Origin of the sequence: Enterococcus hermanniensis (assembly GCF_001885945.1) — a bacterium.
GTDB lineage: Bacteria > Bacillota > Bacilli > Lactobacillales > Enterococcaceae > Enterococcus_A > Enterococcus_A hermanniensis.
The window spans coordinates 88,270-109,761 of the sequence record NZ_JXKQ01000003.1; the positions used below are offsets into that span (position 1 = coordinate 88,270).

Annotated in this window: 17 protein-coding genes; 7 read left to right on the forward strand and 10 right to left on the reverse strand. The window is 34.8% G+C overall.

All coding sequences use genetic code 11. The annotated features are described in order from the left end of the window. Positions 1-39 precede the first annotated feature (39 nt). Positions 40-999: a YncE family protein gene (locus RV04_RS04355; protein WP_071857253.1), complete on the forward strand. Its 960-nt coding sequence runs from the start codon at positions 40-42 to the stop codon at positions 997-999. A 188-nt stretch (positions 1,000-1,187) separates the two neighbouring features. Further along, entirely contained in the window at positions 1,188-1,469 is a 282-nt protein-coding gene (locus RV04_RS04360) for a hypothetical protein (RefSeq protein WP_071857444.1), read from the forward strand. A gap of 104 nt (positions 1,470-1,573) precedes the next feature. On the opposite strand, the gene RV04_RS04365 is transcribed toward RV04_RS04360, so the two are convergent. The 6 genes from RV04_RS04365 to RV04_RS04390 form a co-directional block, all read right to left on the reverse strand. Next, positions 1,574-4,267 carry a YhgE/Pip domain-containing protein gene (locus RV04_RS04365; RefSeq protein ID WP_071857254.1) on the reverse strand — a complete coding sequence of 898 codons (2,694 nt, stop codon included), beginning with the start codon at positions 4,265-4,267 and terminating at the stop codon, positions 1,574-1,576. A gap of 122 nt (positions 4,268-4,389) precedes the next feature. Next, positions 4,390-4,908, reverse strand: coding sequence for an RrF2 family transcriptional regulator (locus RV04_RS04370; protein WP_071857255.1), 519 nt, complete (start codon positions 4,906-4,908; stop codon positions 4,390-4,392). A gap of 238 nt (positions 4,909-5,146) precedes the next feature. Next, positions 5,147-6,667, reverse strand: a complete 1,521-nt coding sequence (locus tag RV04_RS04375; protein ID WP_071857256.1) for a metal ABC transporter solute-binding protein, Zn/Mn family — start codon at positions 6,665-6,667, stop codon at positions 5,147-5,149. 268 nt (positions 6,668-6,935) lie between these two features. Beyond that, positions 6,936-7,793 carry a formate/nitrite transporter family protein gene (locus tag RV04_RS04380; RefSeq protein ID WP_084405519.1) on the reverse strand — a complete coding sequence of 286 codons (858 nt, stop codon included), beginning with the start codon at positions 7,791-7,793 and terminating at the stop codon, positions 6,936-6,938. Positions 7,794-7,972: 179 nt separating this feature from the next. Then, positions 7,973-10,000, reverse strand: a complete 2,028-nt coding sequence (locus RV04_RS04385; RefSeq protein ID WP_071857446.1) for a glucosaminidase domain-containing protein — start codon at positions 9,998-10,000, stop codon at positions 7,973-7,975. 377 nt (positions 10,001-10,377) lie between these two features. Beyond that, entirely contained in the window at positions 10,378-10,716 is a 339-nt protein-coding gene (locus RV04_RS04390; RefSeq protein ID WP_071857257.1) for a hypothetical protein, read from the reverse strand. A gap of 236 nt (positions 10,717-10,952) precedes the next feature. Between RV04_RS04390 and RV04_RS04395 the strand changes: the two genes are divergently transcribed. Beyond that, complete coding sequence (locus RV04_RS04395; protein WP_071857258.1) at positions 10,953-12,113, forward strand: cation diffusion facilitator family transporter; 1,161 nt, start codon at positions 10,953-10,955, stop codon at positions 12,111-12,113. A 143-nt stretch (positions 12,114-12,256) separates the two neighbouring features. Here the strand turns inward: RV04_RS04395 and RV04_RS04400 are convergent, their stop codons facing one another. The 3 genes from RV04_RS04400 to RV04_RS04410 all read right to left on the reverse strand — a co-directional run bounded on the left by RV04_RS04400 (position 12,257) and on the right by RV04_RS04410 (position 14,484). Continuing rightward, a complete protein-coding gene (locus RV04_RS04400) occupies positions 12,257-13,093 on the reverse strand; it encodes a TIGR03943 family putative permease subunit (protein WP_071857259.1) in 837 nt (278 codons plus the stop codon). A 10-nt stretch (positions 13,094-13,103) separates the two neighbouring features. Then, entirely contained in the window at positions 13,104-14,030 is a 927-nt protein-coding gene (locus RV04_RS04405; RefSeq protein WP_071857260.1) for a permease, read from the reverse strand. Positions 14,031-14,208: 178 nt separating this feature from the next. Further along, on the reverse strand, positions 14,209-14,484 hold the full coding sequence (locus RV04_RS04410) for an HU family DNA-binding protein (RefSeq protein ID WP_071857261.1): 276 nt from the start codon (positions 14,482-14,484) through the stop codon (positions 14,209-14,211). A 324-nt stretch (positions 14,485-14,808) separates the two neighbouring features. On the opposite strand from RV04_RS04410, the gene RV04_RS04415 reads away from it, so the two are divergent. After that, on the forward strand, positions 14,809-16,137 hold the full coding sequence (locus RV04_RS04415; protein WP_084405520.1) for an AcpB/EbpR/MafR family transcriptional regulator: 1,329 nt from the start codon (positions 14,809-14,811) through the stop codon (positions 16,135-16,137). A gap of 171 nt (positions 16,138-16,308) precedes the next feature. Beyond that, the gene (locus RV04_RS04420; protein WP_071857262.1) at positions 16,309-17,844 is read left to right on the forward strand and encodes an AcpB/EbpR/MafR family transcriptional regulator; all 1,536 of its coding nucleotides are present in this window, start codon (positions 16,309-16,311) and stop codon (positions 17,842-17,844) included. Here the strand turns inward: RV04_RS04420 and RV04_RS04425 are convergent, their stop codons facing one another. Further along, a complete protein-coding gene (locus RV04_RS04425; RefSeq protein ID WP_071857263.1) occupies positions 17,845-18,234 on the reverse strand; it encodes a hypothetical protein in 390 nt (129 codons plus the stop codon). Positions 18,235-18,553: 319 nt separating this feature from the next. Between RV04_RS04425 and ald the strand changes: the two genes are divergently transcribed. Both ald and RV04_RS04435 read left to right on the forward strand, forming a co-directional pair. Further along, positions 18,554-19,681, forward strand: coding sequence for an alanine dehydrogenase (gene ald / locus RV04_RS04430; RefSeq protein ID WP_071857264.1), 1,128 nt, complete (start codon positions 18,554-18,556; stop codon positions 19,679-19,681). Positions 19,682-19,784: 103 nt separating this feature from the next. Further along, positions 19,785-21,482: a M3 family oligoendopeptidase gene (locus RV04_RS04435; RefSeq protein WP_071857265.1), complete on the forward strand. Its 1,698-nt coding sequence runs from the start codon at positions 19,785-19,787 to the stop codon at positions 21,480-21,482. The last annotated feature ends 10 nt before the right edge of the window (positions 21,483-21,492 follow it).

The window sequence follows — 21,492 nt, forward strand, 5'->3', positions numbered from 1 at the left end:
TCGAACTTGTTAAACTATGAATACTTGGAGGTGTATCCCATGATCAAGAGACTGAAAATCAAAAAAAATTCGTTTTTTTCTAACATAAAATTTTACTATTGGAAAACAAACAATACCGCAAAACAGTTCCCCCTATTGTTTAATGCCGCAGAAAAATCAGACTATCCTGTTCCAGGACTTTCAAAAATTCTATCTTTGAATAAAAATCAACAAATAGAATTTTGTACTACTATGACCCCACAAGGATTAACTTTTACCGAGGATTATGTACTGATTTCAGCTTATTGTCATGCACATAGCCATCATTCAGTAATTTATATTTTAGACCGGATCAGTGGGATAAAACTTAAAACAGTGGTTTTACCTGATTTTCCCCATGCAGGCGGGTTAGCTTACGATCCCGTTCATCGTAGAATCTGGATCAGCAATACAAATCGTAACTATGCAGCTGTTGCTGCAATCTCATTAACAGAGCTAATGAAGCATAAAACAAAGCTAGCTCCCATTAGCTACCAACAAAAAAACATTTTAACAGATCTTCCTCGAGCGTCATTTTTGACCTACGCTAAAGGCCATCTTTATGTCGGCTTATTTTCACTAAAAAGCCTTGGAGAATTCGCTTGTTACCCGATAGATGAAAAAGGGAATTTAAAACAGCCCACTACTAAAAAATTTATCGAATCTCCTTACGAAAAATTGACAATTCCTCCAAAAATTCAAGGACTAGCAATTTATCAGCAGTATGTTATTTTTTCTCAATCTTGGGGCCCGAAAGCGGGGAAACTCTTTATTTTCGATATTTGTGCAGCCAATGATTTTTCGGTGCTTAAAGAAGCCACTAAAATCATCCCAACTCCGCCATACTTAGAACAAATTTGGGTAGAAGATCATCACTTGTATGCCTTATTTGAAAGTGGTGCGGCTGAGTATCAAACAAAAACTCCTTACATCATGAACGATGTCTTACGAATTGATTTAAAAAAATTACTTACAACCTAATTTATCGTGAATGCTAATCTATTTGGACAATTTAGTTACAATAATTTTTAAAGATAAATTGTTATGTATGTTTTTAATCCTTTATTGTATAATGAACTCTGTTAAAAATTTTTAAAACGTTTTTTAAAGGAGTTCTACTAGTGAATAAGAAAATAAAAAAAAGAATCAATAAAGGTTTGAATTATCTCATGGGACTGTTTGTTTTAATCGCCAGCTATCAAGCAATCATTAAATACCCCACCCATGGACTAAATCTATTAAATCTAACCAGTAACCACAACGCCTATTCTCCTACTGTATTATTATCAACACTTACAGCCGGTGCAAAAAGTGTGATGTATTTTATAAATTCTACAACAAGTATGTTAAAACGAAAAAAACAACGCAAGCAGTTGCTTGTAGTAATAGGAGCTGTAGCTTTTATTTATTTTCTCCCTATTATCAAGGCCTTTATCCAACAATTTATTTAGTTTAAAGATTCTATCCTAAAAATAGACCCTTCGTTAATAATCAAGAGTACCGAATAAAAAACGCCCGTTCACTATGAACGGGCGTTTTTTTATTTAGAGCATCCTCAATTTTCTACTGCTTGCGGAAATTGATATGTTCTTTTTTTTCTTGTGAAATAAACGATTATTATCAGATTGCTGATGATCGTTAAACTTGCAAATATCAAAGTTTGACTGCCCATTGCACCAGTCATTGAAACTCCTTGACGAAGAGCAGAAATACTATAAGTCATTGGTAAAAATGGGCTGATTTTTTCAAAAAATGTATTGGAAAGTTCCAACGGATATGTTCCCGATGAACCGCCAAGTTGTAACATCATAAATATTAACATCAAGAAGGAGCCAACTTTTCCAAATAAAACGTTGAACATCGTTACAATCGACATGAAGGTGATTGCTTCTAAAATTAAGAAGAAGAGTACTCTTACGGGATATATCGGATCTAGGCCTAAACCTAACGTTAAAACCATAAATACTAAAATAGCTTGGATGATAGCTACGGTTCCAACAATAGCCATCTTACTTGACCACCAAGCAAGACCAGACGTTGGTTTTTTCTTAGGTTTAACAACATCAAAAAGTAAATTAGTGGTCAAACAACCGACAAACAATGCAACGGACATCATGTAAGGTGCCATAGCTGTCCCATTATTTGCAACTTTATCTTTATCTATATGAGTTGTTTGTACTGGCTGAGAAATAGCTGCGGCGGCGGATTTACTAGTATTTACTTGCTGAACTTTATTTGCTCCGTTATTTAGACTGTCCGTCAAACTATTTATTCCATCATTAATCTGACCTAAAGAAGTTGTTACTTTACCTTCTCCATTGGACAGCTGTCCAGCTCCAGAAGATATCTTCTGTGCACCAGAACCCAATGTCTGGACTCCACTGACTAATTGCGAACCGTTACTGACCAATTGAGTGGTACCATCAGATAATTTTTCTGATCCTTGTAATAAAGTACCGACGCCCGAACTTAACGTTGGAATTTTTTTAGCAGCTGTGGCTAATCCGGAAGATAATGAATTGATACCATTAGTTAACATTGGCGACTTCGCTGTTAAGGTAGTTGTTCCGGATAAAAGCGTAGCACTCCCTGCTTTCAATTGTTGAATTGCAGAAACTAAAGTAGGCGTACTTTCATTAAACGTTTGAGTAGCCGAAGCGATTTTTTCAGCAGCAGGTGCTGCGGTGGTACCGATCGAATACAGTCCATCTAGCGCTGTCGTTAAACCTGTAGTTGCGTCAGAACTATTGTTGGCTAAATTATCTGTACTTGTTTTGAGCGTTGCTAACTGATCAATAGGAAGATTTTTTAAAGCCGCCATTCCGGTTGTTAATTGTTGCAAGTCACTGTTGGCTTTATTTAAACCTGCATTCATGGAATCGCCATCAACAGATAAATTGTTTACCTCCGCTAATGTTTGGCTTTCTTGGTTTTTCATTGTGCTTAAAATTAATGCTTTCTGATCATCGCTTAGGGTTACCCCAGAAGTTTTCAACGCTGCAGTAACTGCATTGGCATTTGTTGATAGATCTGTTTGATAAGCAGCTTGAATAGCTGATTTTTCTGTTTCAATCTTAGTATTTATAGGAGCAATGAGATTTTGGATATTCGTCAAATCGGTACCTACATCCGTTATTGCACTTGTCAACTGATCAGAATTTAATGAACTAGCATCCATAGTAACTAGCATCGCCGAAACTTGAGTCAAATAACTTTGAACACCAGTGACATAAGCGGTCAGTTGATTTTTTTGAGTATTACTTAAATTGACTTGCTTCAGCCCCGCAGCTAGCTGTTGGACCCCATCATTTAATTGCTTAGTTTGAGCGGGTAAATTTTGAGTTTGATTTTCTAATTTAGACAAACCAGTAGCCAATTGAGCGGCTCCGGTGTTTACGGAATTTACCCCATCCGTGTATTGTTGAACACCACTCGCTAGCGATGAGGCTCCAGTATTTAATTGATCCATGCCTGATGATAGTGTAGGAAGGCTTTTTGAGAGCGTACTAATTCCAGTGGATAATTGATTGGTACCTTCGTCGACACTTTCTACCCCAGAGACATATTTTTTTATTCCTTCTGTTAACGTTTCGGTGCCAGTTGAAAATTCTAGTGTACTTGAACTTAATTTTTGCAAATTGTTTTGAATCAATTTGCTAGCATCTTCAACTTTAGTAGTGCCAGAATTCAGCTGCTTGCTGCCAGAAGCTGCATTCGCCATCCCATCCCCTACTTTTCCAAACTGTGTCAAGATTGCTTTCGTATACAATTCTGTCACTTGAGTAGATACTTTATCCTTCAGCGTTGTCATAGCTGAATCTGACATTTTTGATGCTGTTAGATTTCTACCCTGCGTCGTTTCATAATTTATAATCATATTCTTAGGATTCTTGGTAATCAATGTAGCAGCATTCGTAGAAAAATTTTTAGGAATCGTGATTTTCATATAGTAATCACCTTTTTTTATTCCTTGCTTCGCTTTTTTTGCTGAAACAAAATGATACTCTAAACTTTTTGTTTCTTTCATGTTTTTAACTAGTTGATCGCCAATTGCTAATTTTTTTCCTTGATACGTAGTAGATTGATCCTCATTAACAATTGCTACTGGTAAATGCTCCAATTTACCATACGGATTCCACATTGAACTTAAAAAAATTAGATTATAAAGCATTGGAATCAATGCGACAACCGCTAACACTATTAAAAAGAATTTATGCTCTTTTAAAAATTGTAATTCTTTTTTCAGCATATTTTTTCCCCTTCTTTCATAATGGACATATAATATCTCTAATGAAATGCATTTGCAAGATTTTTTTTTGAAAATAAAAAAATACAGCTTGTTAGGCTGTATTTTTTATTTTTTCAATTATATTAATGTAGATTTTCTGCAAAATTTTTCAGAAACGTATCAAGCATAGCTTCATCTTTTACCGCTGCTAATTCCTTCCAATCTACACAACCATTTATATAATCGGTTCCTTCTAAAATTGTACTTAATTTTATTTCATCTAACTGACTAAATAAATTTTCTTGGATTTTTTCTAGTGCCGATACGATGATTGCTTCTCGTTCTTCAACTTTTTCTGGTATTAAAAATATCTTTTGAGGCAAATTAGTACTTTCAAATATCTCGGCTTCTTCTGTGCATTTATAGATATCAAATAGACTAATTTCGTCAAGATTTTTTTTGAGTTTAAGCCCACCGTTATTTCCTGTAGAACTAGTTAATAGATCGCCTTCAACTAATTTACGAATTGTTTTTTTTGAATAGGACTGTGATATATCCAATTTTTGACTAATAAATTGACTAGATAATGGTGAATGATCTTTTTGCATGGCCAAAACTAATAAAATACAAATCGACTGTTCAAAACTTTTGTTCAATTTCAATCCAACGACACTTCCCTTTGTTATAATTCTCTAAGTTCCTTTAGAAATTGTTTGCCCCTAGTACTATTAGGAGCTAGCTTATAATCACTATTTATTTAAATTTGATGGTCTCCAAAATACCTTCAATATAAATCAATATTTTGATGGACCGAAATGCCTATTCACTCCTTAGTATAATCTATTTAACAAAAAAAACTATCTCCAAACTATTTTTGAGAGACAGTTCTTTCAATTCATTTTAATGTGCTAACATTTCTTGTGCAATTTCATGGCCAGAATCATTTGATGGATAATACGTTGGCCAATTATCGACTTCCGCTAATAATTTTTCTTGGCTTTCTCCGCCCAAATAGATATGAAAATGAGAAGATTTGGCCGGGGCAATACCGTGATCACTAAACTGAACGTATCTGTACTCACCCGCACCAGGATCATTGGTGACAAACGTAAAGCGAACCCCACGATTGCCTTTTTTGTAAGTCAAAATTTCATAACCAGAATATTCATAGGTAAATTTTTGTGCCTTTCCGTCGACGATAAATTCAATTTGATTGTCTTTGATCTTAATCTCATCTACATTCGTCTCGTAACCTATTTCATAATATTCTTTATACTCTTGCGCCGTTTTATCTTTTTGAAGCTTCGCTTTATAGTCAAAAACTTGATCCAAAGTACCATCTTCTAATAACGGATAGACTGATTGCCATTCTCCAGCATAGTCTGAAAGTTTACGATCCTTAACTTGTGAATCCTTAAAATAACCATTATAAATAGTTTCTTCAGTCTGAGTCTCCTCTTCAGCTGAGATATCCTTTCCAACACTATCAGTCGTTTTTTTCAATGCAGAAAGGTTTTCTTTCATCACCGACAGATAATCTTTCCCATCTTTTATTTCTTTTTGGGTCAAACTTTCCAAAGGATTCAATACTTCTAGTTCGACTTTCGTTTCACTAGCAAGTGTTTGGGCTGTTTTACCCGTATTATTATTTTCAAAATAAATATATTTAATGCCATTATCCTCCACATAATGTTTTAACTCAGCGATTCGTGAAGAACTCGGCTCTTGATCCGGATTAATGCCTGAAATACCAATTTGATTCAACCCATAGTCCAAAGCTAAATAACTAAATGCCGTATGCTGCGTCACAAAATTTTTCTGTTTAGCATTTTGGAAGGTTTCTGTGTACTCTTGATCTAAGGCTTCTAACTTCTCAATGTATTCTTTACTGTTTTCTTCAAAATATTCTGTGTTATCAGGATATAATTTTATTAATTGGTTTTTGATAGCTGTAACTTCTTGTATCGCTCGATAAGGTGAAACCCAGGTGTGAGGATCTAATTCATGATGATGATCTTCATCCCCATGATGGTCATGATCCTCTTCCCCTCCAGGAAGTAACAGCATTTCTTTTGTTCCCTCAATGATTTCAGGTCCATTTTTAGCCCACGTTTTTTTAGCACTTGGTACCCAAGTCTCCATATTTTCATTATGATAGACAAAAACATCAGCTTCGGTCATTTTAGCCATGTCTTTTGCTGAAGGCTCATAGTCATGAGCTTCTGTCCCCGCCGGAATTAATAAACTAACATCCGCTGTTTCACCCGCTACTTGTTTTGTAAATTCATAGACTGGATAAAAAGTCGTCACAATTTTTATTTCATCTGTTTCTTCTCCACGCACTGACTCATCATTCCCACAACCAGCTATTCCAAATATGACTAATGTAGCCATCATCAACAATCCTATTTTCTTTTTCATTCTCATCCTCTTTCGTTATCTATTTTGTAAAAAATTATTTTTAACTTCGTACATTACAGCTATTTTAACCATTTGAGACTAAAAACTTTCAAACAAGTTAAAACGTAATTGGTACGATTTACATTTAACACTGTAACATCTGTCAAAAGAGTCGTCAATAAAAAATAACATGAAATTATATTCATATGAATCGTTATACTCAAAAACATTATCTATTTCCACAAAAAAAAGACCTTAAGAACAATCGTTCTTAAGGTCTTTTAGAGGTTTAATCTTTATATTTTGATTCTGTATTATTTAACCACGCGTAGCCTAACCCCATAACAAGGCCGCCACCAATGAAATTACCAATCAAAGCGAAGCTCAAATTATGAACGACATTACTTACCGTCATCTCTGCTAAAGTACCATGCGAGGCAAAATAGACTAAAGAAAAAGCTGGGAAATTTGCAATTACGTGTTCAAATCCTAAAAATGCAAAAATAAAAATAACAAATACAATTGCTAATACTTTCCCTGCATCATCCTTCATCCGTAAACTAATCAAGACAGCTGTATTCACGACAATATTCGCAAACATTCCCTCAATGATAATTTGCCAAGTCGACTTTGTAAGTTTAGCAGCGACACCCGTAAACATATAATTATCGGCTTCTAAATGTCCAAATGGACTTGTTAATGAAAGTAAATACCCACAAAGGACACCACCAATTAAATTAAATAAAATACAGGTAAAAAGTAGCTTAAACGCAAAAGATACTGCCATCTTTTTCTTGTATACACCAATCGTCGTATACAGCATATTAGAAGTACCTAATTCTGCATTCATAAATAAAATCATGACTAATGACCAGCTAAACATAAATGCATACGCCATTTTTTCCAATCCGGGTATTGCTGCTTGCATTCGAATTGCAATATAAAAAGCAATTGCCGTTCCCAATGACAAAAATAGACAAGCGAGTATCGACCGTACTGCATACCTAGGTAAACTTGTATTAAATAAATCAATTTTTTTGCTAATTGAATATTCTAATTGTGACATCAAACTAGAATCTGATGTAACTGATTTTTCTTTCTTAGCAACTGGTTGTTCCTCAATTTCCATAAACAAATCCGATTTCATATAGTTCCTTCCTTCTTGGAAAAATTCCACAATGTAAAAATATCATACCTGATTCAATGTGTCTTTACAACCAAATAAACAGGAAATAGATAAATATTGCTAAAAAATGCATAAAATATCAATTTATATTAAATTTTAAAAAGAAAAAGCTATCGCTTTCGCGATAGCTTTAAAGATAATTATTTTAATGGTGGAATCACGGCTAGCAATCCGTTGCCTAACGCAACATAAATTGAAGCGGTTTTTGGTAAAGGGGATTCAGAATTACTGATTTTAGGAGTTGCTGTTGCCGCTAATGCAATTAGACTATCTCCTCTAAATAGATTGAAAAAATGCTTCGCTGACATTACTTGTGGAATTTGGTAACTCGTAATAACGCTAGCGATCAGTTTTGCTTGAATCCGATCATAGGAATCAAATGAGGTTTCCATAGATTTGATTACAGGTCCTTTTGTTGCTTTCAAAGTTGTAGCACTACTATTTTTTGCTTGATCGAACTCTGTTAAATCATAAGCTTTAATAATAGCATTCAATTTTTCGGCATATTGTTTGTCAGTAGCATAACGACCTTGAAGATGCTTTGTTGCTTCTTCATATGAACTTGTTTGGTTTTTCCAAGCATCTTTATAGAAATCAGAATTACCAGAGATGCCGTTTTTAATTAATTTTGCATAGTCTTCTAACGATTCTTTATACGATGGATATTTTCTAAACTCAGCAGAAATCTGGTAGTTGGCACCATCTTCGTCCTGCTCTAATGTTTGGAAAGTGATCCCTTTTCCTTGATATTTACCTTTGATCCCAAACAAATTGTAATTTGGCTCACTAGCTAAAGAACTATTCCCAGAACCACTTTCTAAAATAGCTTGAGCGATCATCACAGAAGAATAAACATTATTTTTCTGTCCAATCTCACGCGCAGTTTCCCCAATTTTTTTGATAAATTGATCAGTAGTTTGGTTTTTATTGAAAATAAATGGTGTATCAGTACTATATTCACCAAATGCATTGGATAAAGAGCTTGAAGCCGTCGCTTGAGATAAGCCTGCTACATTCACTCGGACTGCAAATGTTGGTGTAAAGTCACTGATATTACCAATTTTTACGACATCACCTGGTTGCGGTGCATGAATATATTGACCATTTCCGATATAAATGGCAACGTGCGTCGTAACGCTTGTTGGCGCGCCCCAGAAAAGTAGATCACCTGGTTGTGCCTCGCTGACAGGAATTTGCGTTCCCGCATATTGTTGATCGCCTGTCCATCCCCCAATATTGTGTCCTGTTGCGTTAGCATAAACAAGATAAGCTAAACCTGAACAGTCAAAAGCGTTTGGTCCTTTCGCTCCCCATACATATGGTTTTCCCAAATGACGGTATGCCTCTTGAACAATAGCTGTTTGAACATCATTACTAAAGGTCGGGACGTTTTGGTTTGAAGGAACGCGCACATCTGTAGCCGATGAATCATTTACTGGCTGACGAGCAGCAGAGGGGCCTTGGACTTCGGGTGTCTTAGTTGTATTTTGCTTATTATTATTTGTGTTGTTATTGTTTGAAGTATTACTACTACTTCCGGTAGTTGAACTACCAGCATTATTGTTTGAATTATTGTTGGTACTTGAAGAGCCATTAGTACCCGTACCGCTATTAGTTGAGCTACTACTTCCAGAACTACTATTAGAGGAACCATTATCATTGCTATTATTAGAACTACTACTTTCTGTTGTACTACTTTCAGAACTATTGCTATCTGATGTATCCGTACTCTCATTTACTTTTTTAAATTCAACAGTTAAATAAAAATTCCCTTTTGAAACATCAAAAGAATTATTACTTTGTACAACAATAGATTCTTCAGAATCATTTTTTACACTTAAATTTTTAAGCTCATAATTTGCCACTAATTCTGTAGTAAAACTTACCTGATTTTCTGAAATTGTAAAATGGATTTTATTTCCCTCATACTCAAAAGTATTTTTACTTGGTAATGGCGATCCATTTACTATTAAATTAACTTCCGATTCCTGTTGGCTCGGAGTATCTGTATTTTCTAAATTCAAATCACTTTCAGTTGTTGAAGTTGGTGCGACAGCACTGCTACCCACTGTACTTGTTTCTTCAGCTAAAACTTGTTGTGAGGATAACAGTGTTGGTCCAAACAAAGTACCAATCGCCATTAAACTTACAATTTTATTGTACTTCACCATTTATACCTCATTTCTTCTTTTTGGATACAAGGATCTAACAATTAATTTGTTTAATTCTCTAATATAATATCATTATTTTATAGCGCTGTCTAAATTGAACCGTCGTCTTCACAATTTTTTCATAGTTTTAATTTGAGTTGATTTAACAATTATCATTTATACCTTTTTAGATAATAGAAAAATTAAAATTTTAATGGGTATAAAAATGTTTAGTTATCTTTAATTCCATTTTACGATCTAACAAAAAAAGTTCTATTCTTCTTAATTAAAGAAGTACTACCTTTATTTTGACCAAATTATTTTTTTAGTAATTATCCTAAATTACGCAAAAAAATTCAAATCATCGTTCATAAGCCAATGATTTGAATTTCTATTTATCGCACAGTTAATATTTTTTGCATTAAATTTGAAATTGTTCGTTCGTGGAAATGGGTCATCCGGACACTCTCCCCATCTTCTGTCCGCCAAATTTTATTTTCATAAAAACCGACAGAGTCTCTTTGCCCGTCCATTAATTCTTTGGCATAACTTAATACTAAACGAATTGCTTCGCGTGTTTCTTTATCACTTTTAAAATATCCAGGATAACTACGCAAATATTCTTCAAGATCACTATTTTTAGAAACTTTCCAATCCTCAATAAAATCTTCTAGTGCAGTAACGACAGTGGTTGTTTGGATGTTCCATAATGTTATATTAATTTGACTATTCATAATATTACCTCCATCTTTGAATGCCTTTACATTGTTATTATATAGTGTTTTTATTTTAATTGCCTGAGATAACCAAAATAATTTTATTAAAAACTAACTATTAGGTGAAATAAAGTAAACCCCAAACATATAAAGTTTACTTTTATTCAAAAATAAATAAAATTTAGTGGTTTTAACTTTTTCTCTTTTCATTTTTCCGTTATACTGTTACTACTTTATTGATTAGGATGATTTTTATGCTGAATTTTTTAACTAAAAAAATTATTGCTCGTTCTAAAGGAAACAAACGAACGAGTGTCGGAATCTTAGCAGGGATTTTAGGGTTAATTTCAAACCTATTATTATTCTTGGCTAAGTTTTTTATTGGTTCTTTATCAGGTAGTGTCTCAATCATGGCTGATGCAATGAATAACCTCTCTGATACAGCCTCTTCTATTATCACTTTAGCTGGATTTAAAATTGCCGGAAAACCCGCAGACGAAGGACATCCATACGGACACGAACGGTTTGAATATATCAGTGGTTTTGTGATTTCGTTCTTGGTTACTTATGTAGGATTTCGTTTCTTAGATAGTTCATTTATAAAAATTCTACATCCGAGTAGCATTGCTCTGTCTCCTATTGTCTATATCGTTCTTGGATTGTCGATTCTAATGAAGTTTTGGCAGGCATATATGTACCGTACGCTAGGAAAAGACATTCAATCGGATACTTTAAAAGCCACGGCACAAGACAGTATCAACGATGTTTACACAACGATTGCGGTTTTGCTTTCTGCCATCATTGAATGGTTTAGCGGTTGGAGAATTGATGGATATATCGGTTTTATCATAGCTCTTTATATTATTTACTCTGGCATTAAAATGATTTTGACTTTCATCAATGATCTAATGGGCGGTAGAGCGCCAGAAACCGAGATATTAGCCATTAGAAAACATTTAGATAACTATCCTGATATTATTGGCTACCACGATTTACTTATCCATAGTTATGGTCCCAACAGTATTTTTGCTTCTGTCCACATTGAAGTAGATGAGACCTGGAGTTTAGCCCATGCACATGAAGTAATTGATACGATTGAATATGATATCAAAGAAAATCTAGGGTTTGATTTAGTTTGTCATTTGGATCCTTATCCTTTAGATGATCCTGATTTCAAGCGGATCGCCCCCAAATTAAAAATGATTTTGAAAACAATTCATCCTCAATTGCGTTTCCATGACTTACGTGTTGATAAGGTCACTACACCAGAAACGATTTATTTTGATTTGGTTGTTCCTAGTGATTTAAAAAAAATCAGCAACACCGAATTACACGATCGAATCAGTGAGAGCTTTATTGTATTAATTGAACCCGCAAAATTAACGATTACTTTTGACCGTACTTATTTACTATAGTTCACCTCGCCTGTATCACTAATATGATACAGGTTTTTATTATTTAGCCAAGAATAACACCGCTTTCTTCTATTATAATTATAATATAATTTATAAAAAAAATAAGTCATCCATCTTCTGAAAATGAAGATGAATGACTTATTCTAAAATGCACGATAGACATATTGATTTTTGGGTGCAGATACTGTCTGGGCGCTCGTTACATCGACTGACGGTATTTGGCGATCAAATGGTTCAAAGAAATCTAATGTAATCGTTCCTTCCACATGTAACCATTCATTATTCTTGACTGTCATATTGGCTGGCAATTTAGTCATCAAACCAAAGACACCCGAGTCAGCAACACAATGAATGATCCCAAAGCGGAACAAGAAATCATATGTTTGATTGTCTTTAGCTGTTTCATAAACAAAACCATTGAATGATATTTTTTTTCCGACAAATGAATTTGGATAATTATAGATCAATTCCATCACTTCTAAATAATTTTCATCCGTAATTTCTAATTTTTGATCAGTCTCATACTTTTTCATTAGTTTTGTCATCTGTTCATTGTAGTCACTCTTATTGTAATAGATACTCGTATCCGGTTTTAGATACTGAGTATTCATTTCTGGATCACCCACAGATTCTTTACTGATAGGAAAACTGAATCCCTTCGCTTCCACGATGGTTGTATCCAAAGTAATTGTAGGGAATAGCAAACCTACCACTAAAGGAACAACGAGCAAAACATAAGCGATGGCACGTTGGTACGGTTTCTGTAATCCATGTTCATGACCATCATGATGGTCGTGTTGTTTATGTTTATCGCCGTCAGCCCAAATTTTTAATTGAACTAGTGCTAATAAAATCGATAATCCCATAGTTAAGAAAACCAGGTAACGGTAATGCACATTGATGTACTGGTCTAGTCTTCCTGAGACTTGAAGATACATCATTAATTCAAAATAGCCAGATAAAATTAAAAAGCGTATCATACGTTCCCTCCTATACTACCAGTGCAAAAATCGTCACGACCACACTGATCAGAGCGATTAATTGGACAATAAATTTTCCATGAAAATTATGCTTCATCATCATCAAATTTTTGATATCGACCATCGGTCCAAAGACTAAAAAGGCTACGATAGCATTAGTCCCAAATAAACTTAACAAAGAAGACCCGACAAACGCATCCGCTTCAGAACAAAGCGACATCGTAAATGCTAAGACTAGCATCACCAAAATTCCAATAATTTTTGATGAAGTAAGTTGTAGCATAAATTGGGTTGGCAAGAAGACTTGCATTCCACTGGCAAGCAGTGCACCAATAATCAAATAGCGGCCTGTGTCAAAAAATTCATCGATACCATGGACTAGGACCGACCAAATTTTAGTCCAAACAGTTTCTGGATGCTCAGAGTGACTTTTTTCCTCGTGATGAACGTGACCATGCTCGGCATGCTCCTGATTAATGGCTCCTTCATTTTTTAAAATCGGTGAGCGATTAAAATACGCAATCCAAGAACCAATGACTAGCGCAACCAGTAAACTTCCCAACGCTCTTAATAAGGCAAATTTTGTGCTGTTTCCAAATGCAATATAGGTGGAAAATAAAACAATTGGATTAATGATCGGTGCAGTGACCATAAAAGCAAAGGCTGTATGTTCAGGCACTCCCTTTTTCATGAATTGTGTCACGATAGGAACAATTCCACACTCACAAGAAGGAAAGAAAAAGCCTAAAAAAGATCCTACTAAAATGGCTAAAAATTTATTTTTAGGGATAATCTTTTTAACGCGTTCTGGCGTCAAAAACACCTGCAAAGCACCTGAAATAATACAACCCAATAAAACAAACGGGATTGCCTCAATGACAATCGATAAAAAAATGGTACTCATCTGTAAAACTGAATGGGGTAAAAAATCAAACATATAATTCCTCCATATTTCTCACTGTTTACAGATATACTCTTTTTTTTAGTAAGAAACAAGAAAAGATTGATTCACAAAGTTTTTTTTTAGTCTTTTTTATATTTTTAATGTCTCTTTCAAGCAAAAAGAAGCTGGGACGAAGTATTTTCTACTATCGTCCCAGCTTCAGATTCGTTTTTTATTTCACAGCATCTTTCAACTGCTTACCAGCTTTAAATGCTGGAGATTTACTTGCAGCAATCGTAATTTCTTCACCAGTTTGAGGATTACGGCCTTTACGGGCAGCGCGCTCACGTACTTCAAAGTTACCAAAGCCGATAACTTGAACTTTTTCTCCATCTTGTAATGATGATTGAATCCCGTTAAATAATGCATCCACTGCAGATGCTGCATCTTTTTTAGTTAACCCAGTTTTTTCTGCTACTTGTTCAACTAAACTTTGTTTATTCATCATATTGTATTGCCTCCACTATCTTTATAATGTATTCCAAGGTTAATTTTATTCGTTCTTCCTAAGAAAGGCAACACTTAACCCTTTTTTTAAGCTAATTTATTCCAACTTTATTTTTTTATTTATCCAAATAAAAAAAATAAAAAAATGTCAAAAAGTTTTTTCTAATAATCGTCATTTTTTCCTATTAAATTAATAGATTTAATTATAATAATTCTTATCGGCCTTTAGTTAAATAACATAAATAACCGAAAATTAGACTCTCTAGGATTGTTTTAACAGTCTTTGAACATTATATTAAATAAAAAAATATTCAAGGAGTTTACTATGAATCTTAGAAGCTTAATGAAAAAAGAAACAACTAGACGATTACAATTGGTCGAAGAACTATATTATGCAAAAGACCGTCTTACTTCTGAACAACTTATGGATTTATTACAGTGTTCATTACCTGCTTTGATCAGTGACATCCGCTTTTTAAATGAAGAACCTTTACCTTTAACTATTACAAAAATAAAAGGATTATACTCGATTGAATTTGATGTCCATGCAACGATCGATGTGATGTATGCCTATATTTTGAAAACCAGCTTGGAATTCCAAGTAATTGAAAGCCTGTTTTTTGAGAAAAATCGAGGGATCCAGCTTGCTGCGGATCGTTTAAACTGTAGTTTCTCTAATATGCAACGTTACTTAAAATCGATAAAACAAAAATTATCTCATTGGAACATCCATGTTTATCATCGTCCACTCCGAGTCACAGGCGATGAAGTAACCATTCGACACTTTTATTACCTATTTTTTAAAGAATCTCGTATGTCTTTTAATGAGTACGGTTTCTCTGAAGAACTTGTTTCAAGTATTGATCAAATGATCCAACAGTTATTAGAAATGAATCAGATCAGTAATAATATGAACGTTCATTCTCAATTGATGCATAGTTTTCTGATTGGATTACAGCGGATTAAACAAGGTCATCAAATACAGAAACTTTCTTCAGATAGTGGTTTGATCATTCCTTCGCTAGATAACTTAGAGCGACTTTCTAAATTGATCAAACGTGAAACAAATTGGGATTTCGGTAAAGCTCAATTAGCAGAATGTCTCTGGCCTTTATTTACTCATCAATTAATTTTAAATACCCGACAACAATCCTTAGCCAATCAAATGGATGAACAGTTATCAGATTTTTACGAATCCCATAATGTTTTATTAGAACGATTAACACTTAAATTAAGTCAGCAAATCACCCGGACTGAAATAATCGAAACCTTACGCTTGCTAGGAAATGAATTATTCTGTTATTATCCCCAAGGACGTTTGATCGAGATCCTCCAACAAAACAGTAAAACTATGTTGACCTTGGTCGATAAAAAGTATAGTCGTGAAATTCGTAAACTAAAAGAAATAGTCACTAATTTTTTAGCTGAACAATACCACCCTTCGTTTATAGATATGTATGTCAGCCATTTGATTACAACCATCGATGAGTTATTACAACGCCTAGTCGATGCAGAGGAACCGATTAAGATTTTATTACTTTCTGATACCTCTTCTACTCATGAGCGCTTTTGGCAATCGATTTTCCCAGCGTTCATCAAGGGATCGATCCGCTACGAATACTTCGAAATAGCTTCATTTCACAAAATGAATTGACTAATTTAACCAAACACTATGATTTGATCATCACAAATATTACTATGGATCATTGGCACTTTACTTGTCCTTTGATTGCCATCAACACGTACCCTACAAATAAAGATTACGAACGAATCCAACAATTTATTAATCAATACGAACCACTAACATCACGAAAGGACTATCGCAATGAACTTACGCCATCTACTTAAACGAGACAGTCAGCGGCAATTGCAGCTAATCGAAACGCTGTATTACTCACCGAACCCACGGTCTAGTGAAGAGCTTTCTAAAATTACAAAATGTACGACTCCAGCGCTCTTAAATGATATTCGCTCAATCAATACCCAAAGTGATTATTACAAGATTGTCCGTGAAAATAGTTTGTACCGTTTAGAGTTAGCTGACAACGCGACGATCGATGTTCTTTTTGCTACATTGATCAACCAATCAATGGCTTTTAAAATCTTAGAAGCTATCTTTTTTGAGGACTGCTCGACCTTACAGGAGTTGTCACGAAAGCTATTTTGTAGTTTGACCACTGTGCAGTCTGCAATGAAAGATCTGCAAAATGCACTAGGACAATGGAAATTGACGGTTGAACGTCGACCTTTTCGTATAACTGGTAATGAGATTGCGATCCGACATCTATTCTTCCTCTATTTCTCAGAAAAGAAATTTGTCCGTGAACAAACACGTTACAGTGCTGAATTTTTTCAATTTGGAGATGCAATCGTTCGCTCTATGGTCACCGAAAATCAACTCTCGGTTTCATTGGCCCAATATAATCGGTTGAATTTGAATTTTTTTATTAGTTTAATTCGTATTTCTAAAGGTCATCGGATCTCTTCCCGTAATTTAAGCTCGACTAGTATTGATGCACCGAATCAAAATACCATCAATAATTTTAGCCCTTATTTGAGAAAAGAATTACGCTTGATTTATTCTGAAGATATCATGAAAGACAGTTTTTGGTTATTATATGCGGATCTCTTTTTATTAAGTGAAAAACAAAAAGAAAAGTCATTAAGCACAAATTTTTCGCTGGCTTATCACTATGAGACCCATTATGAATTTGCTGAGACGTTGAGCGAGCGTTTGATTGAACCGTTGAGTGAAAAACAAAAAGATGGACTTGCTACGATTTTGATCAATCAACACCTTTTTCATGCAAAAACAAAAGAATTTATCAGTGTCGTTCAAGATCGTAAACGAGACTGTCTTCAATTGCTAGAGGCCTTCCATGCTCACTGTGTTTATCAATTACGACAATTAGTCGTTGAATTTACAGAGCAATATCAATTATTCAACACACCTGAATTTATCGATAATTATGTCTATCAAATCATCGCTACGATTCCTAGTTGTATGAATGGGATGAAACAAAGTGAAAAGCCTGTTGATATCACGATTATTTCAACAGATTCAAAAATGCAAGAAGCATTATTAACAGAATTTATCAAATTTTCGATTCGCGGAAATTATCGACTTCAAGAAGTCAGTATGGATGAAATTCAAGGCGATAATTTATTAACTGTTTTTAACAAGAGCGATATCGTGATTAGTACTTCAACTTTTGATGTTCCGACATGTCAAACGCCGATTATTGCCGTTGAACTTTGTCCCAGTATCCAATCATTAAATAAAATTCAAAATCTAGTCGATCAGTTGCAAAAAGAACAGAGTCAACAATTTATAGAGACAAATAAAGACACAGTAGAATAATTATTCTGCTGTGTCTTTTTCATTTTTTAAACGTACTAATTCTTTTTCCATCGATTTTTTTTCTGCTGTCAAACTATCGATCATTCGCTGATATTTTTCTTTCCCATTTTTTTTATGAATCAAATTCAATTCGACCAATGAAAACAGGATAACTACACAGGCTAAAATGATTACGACAATAGCAATAGCATTCAAATTTACCCGCAGTATCGTATATAACAAGACGATTACAGCGATAATACTTTCGACGATACTTAATTTTGCTCGACGACCACCGCCAAAGATGATTCTATTTAGGGTAGAACCATTAAGTAACCCTTCATAGCGGATTAATCGCGCTTCTAGAAAACTAATTTGTTCTTTTAATAAGTCAATCCGTTGTTCCGGCATAATTTATTTCGCTCCTTATACTCTGGCTCTATTATCTCCACTAAATGCCTTTTAAGCAAATATTTTCTGGTCCATCTGATCGATATTTTCCTTTTTATTAAACAAATACAAAATATCGACCCAATTTCTTAATAATTAGACGCTTTCTAATAAATAGAACACGTCATTAATTAATTATATACTTTTTCCCACACCTCAAGATCAACTATAGTTAATCATACTAGGCAAATTCTTATTTGAAATATTCACAAAAACCTGTACAATTATAATGTAAGCGAATTCAAATTCGCGTGAAAAATTGTAAAAAGGAGTGTGTCAAATGATTATTGGAATCCCAAAAGAAATCAAAAACAATGAAAACCGAGTTGCTCTTCCCCCCTCTGGTGTCTTCGATCTAACAAATCGTGGTCACAAAGTTTTAGTAGAAAAAGATGCGGGGAAAGGTTCTGCTATTTCAGATGATGAATACATCGAAGCTGGTGCTACGATCATTGAGAAAGCAGAAGATGTTTGGGCTGCAGAGATGGTTATGAAAGTAAAAGAACCCTTACAAGAAGAATATAAATATTTCCGCAAAGGACTACTCCTATTTACTTATTTACATTTAGCTGCCAATAAACCACTAACCGAGGCATTGATCGAAAATGGTGTAAATGCCATTGCTTATGAAAATGTTCAACCAGCAGATAACACACTTCCTTTGCTTGCTCCAATGAGTGAAATTGCTGGTCGCATGGCCGCACAAATCGGTGCCAACTACTTAGAACGAATCAATGGCGGTAAAGGAATCTTATTGTCGGGTGTTCCTGGCGTACGTCGCGGAAATGTTGTCGTCATCGGCGGCGGTGTCGTTGGTTTGAATGCAGCAAAAATCGCAGTCGGATTAGGTGCGAACGTTACGATCCTAGATGTTAGTGTTGCTCGATTAAAAGAATTAGACATCATCTTTGGCAATAGTGTTCAAACAATGATGTCTAACAGTTTTAATATTCAAGGATGCTTGAAAACAGCTGATTTAGTCATTGGTGCTGTTTTGATTCCGGGTCATAAAGCGCCTACTTTGGTAACGAAAGAAATGGTTACTGTAATGCCTGACCATTCAGTGGTTGTCGATGTTGCTATTGACCAAGGAGGAATATTTGAAACAGAAGATCGCGTAACGACCCATGATGATCCTACGTATGTTAAAGAAGGTGTCGTGCATTATGCCGTGGCTAATATGCCAGGTGCAGTACCACAAACTGCCACGTATGCTTTAAGTAATAGTACGATGGCCTATGCAAATATCTTAGCTAATAATCCATTAGAAAAAGTATTGGCTGACAACTTAGCGATCCGCCGTGGAGTAAATACTTTCAATGGAAAATTAACTTTAGAAGCGGTCGCAAAAGACTTAGCCATGGATTATACCCCCATCAATGATTTATTAACACCAGTAAATTCATAGTATTAAAAACCTGTCAGTTCAACTTACTGGCAGGTTTTTTTGGTATAATAGAGGGTACTTATTTTAATAAGTGATTTTACTAAAAGATTGGGGGAATTTATTTATGTTTTCAGACTTTCTTTACGAACGTCCTGATCTAACACAATACAAAGACACCTTTGAGTCAGCAACACAAGCCTTTTCAACAGCAACCGATTACACTAAGGCTAAACAAGCCTTGAAAAAATTAAATACGCTACGCAGTGCCATGGCTAAAAATATGAAATTAGCTTATATCCGCCATTCTATTAATACAAAAGATGATTTTTACAATCGAGAAAATGAATTTTGGGACCATCATGAACCACTAGTTGACCAAATACATAATACTTTCTACCAAAGTTTGCTCTCTTCTCCCTTTAAAAAGGAATTACTGAAGGACTATCCAGAAACTCTTTTCCTTTTTGCAGAAGACCAGCTTGCTTTATTAGACGAATCAGTCATTGAATTGAAACAAAAAGAAAATGAAGTAGTTAGTCAATATACTCAATTGATTGCCTCTGCGGAATTATTGTTTGATGGAAAAAAATGTACTCTTTCCGAATTAGCAGCCTATTTCAGCCACCCCGATCGTGAACTACGTAAAATAGCGCAAGAAGTCTATGTTGCATTTTTTAGTGATCATGAAGCAGAATTCGATCAAATTTTTGACCAACTTGTTCAGTTAAGAGACCAACAAGCGAAAAAATTAGGTTTTGCAAATTATGTAGAATATGGGGATCGCTTGATGAATCGCTGGAGTTATAACCGTGAACAACTTCAAGCCTTTCGCAGATTTATCATTGAAGATGTCGTACCAATCAACCAAAAATTATACCAAAGACAAAAAGAACGATTAAATGTTACCTCGTTAGAGTATTACGATCTGCCACTTGTCTATCCCAATGGAAACCCTCAACCTCGCGGCAATGCGGAAACATTGGTTCATGAAGCACAAAAAATGTATCATGAACTATCACCAGAAACAGGTGAATTTTTCAACCAAATGATCACAGATCAATTAATGGACTTGCTTAGTCGGCCTGGAAAACAAAGTGGTGGGTACTGTGAATACATCGATGAAGTAAAAATGCCGTTTATTTTCGCAAATTTTAATGGCACTTCTGACGATGTCGACGTACTGACCCATGAGACTGGTCATGCGTTCCAAAGCTATCTATCTCGTTGGATCGAAGAACCTGAATTAGTTTTTCCAACTTCAGATACTGCTGAGATTCATTCGATGAGTATGGAGTTTTTAACTTGGCCTTGGATGTCTAACTTTTTTGGAGACGAAAGTAAAAAATATCAATTTGCTCACTTAAGTAGTGCCTTACAATTTCTGCCTTATGGCGCATTAGTCGATCATTTTCAAGAAAAAGTCTATTCACATCCTGAATGGACACCGAAAGAACGAAAAAATTGTTGGCGGAAACTCGAAAAATTATATTGTCCCGAACGTGATTATCAAGCATCTGAAGCGTTGGCCCGTGGAATCTATTGGTATCGTCAAGGCCATATTTTTGAAGTCCCATTTTATTACATTGATTATACTTTAGCTCAAGTGTGTGCATTACAATTTTGGCAACGTGCAATCGTAGAAAAAGATCCCACTACTTGGACCGATTATCTAGCGATTTGTCGAATCGGCGGCAGTAAAACATTCTTAGAAACCGTTAAACTAGGCAATCTTTACTCCCCATTCAACCAAGCTAAAATGAAAAACTTGCTTACTGTTGTGGATGACTATCTTTCAATGATCACTGAAGCAGATTTACGTTGAAAAAACCCTT

Coding starts and splice junctions, on each gene's coding strand:
- RV04_RS04355 (WP_071857253.1), top strand. CDS start 40: ATGATCAAGAGACTGAAAATCAAAAAAAATTCGTTTTTTTCTAACATA.
- RV04_RS04360 (WP_071857444.1), top strand. CDS start 1,188: ATGGGACTGTTTGTTTTAATCGCCAGCTATCAAGCAATCATTAAATAC.
- RV04_RS04365 (WP_071857254.1), bottom strand. CDS start 4,267: ATGCTGAAAAAAGAATTACAATTTTTAAAAGAGCATAAATTCTTTTTA.
- RV04_RS04375 (WP_071857256.1), bottom strand. CDS start 6,667: ATGAAAAAGAAAATAGGATTGTTGATGATGGCTACATTAGTCATATTT.
- RV04_RS04380 (WP_084405519.1), bottom strand. CDS start 7,793: ATGAAATCGGATTTGTTTATGGAAATTGAGGAACAACCAGTTGCTAAG.
- RV04_RS04390 (WP_071857257.1), bottom strand. CDS start 10,716: ATGAATAGTCAAATTAATATAACATTATGGAACATCCAAACAACCACT.
- RV04_RS04395 (WP_071857258.1), top strand. CDS start 10,953: ATGCTGAATTTTTTAACTAAAAAAATTATTGCTCGTTCTAAAGGAAAC.
- RV04_RS04400 (WP_071857259.1), bottom strand. CDS start 13,093: ATGATACGCTTTTTAATTTTATCTGGCTATTTTGAATTAATGATGTAT.
- RV04_RS04405 (WP_071857260.1), bottom strand. CDS start 14,030: ATGTTTGATTTTTTACCCCATTCAGTTTTACAGATGAGTACCATTTTT.
- RV04_RS04410 (WP_071857261.1), bottom strand. CDS start 14,484: ATGATGAATAAACAAAGTTTAGTTGAACAAGTAGCAGAAAAAACTGGG.
- RV04_RS04415 (WP_084405520.1), top strand. CDS start 14,809: ATGAATCTTAGAAGCTTAATGAAAAAAGAAACAACTAGACGATTACAA.
- RV04_RS04420 (WP_071857262.1), top strand. CDS start 16,309: ATGAACTTACGCCATCTACTTAAACGAGACAGTCAGCGGCAATTGCAG.
- RV04_RS04425 (WP_071857263.1), bottom strand. CDS start 18,234: ATGCCGGAACAACGGATTGACTTATTAAAAGAACAAATTAGTTTTCTA.
- ald (WP_071857264.1), top strand. CDS start 18,554: ATGATTATTGGAATCCCAAAAGAAATCAAAAACAATGAAAACCGAGTT.
- RV04_RS04435 (WP_071857265.1), top strand. CDS start 19,785: ATGTTTTCAGACTTTCTTTACGAACGTCCTGATCTAACACAATACAAA.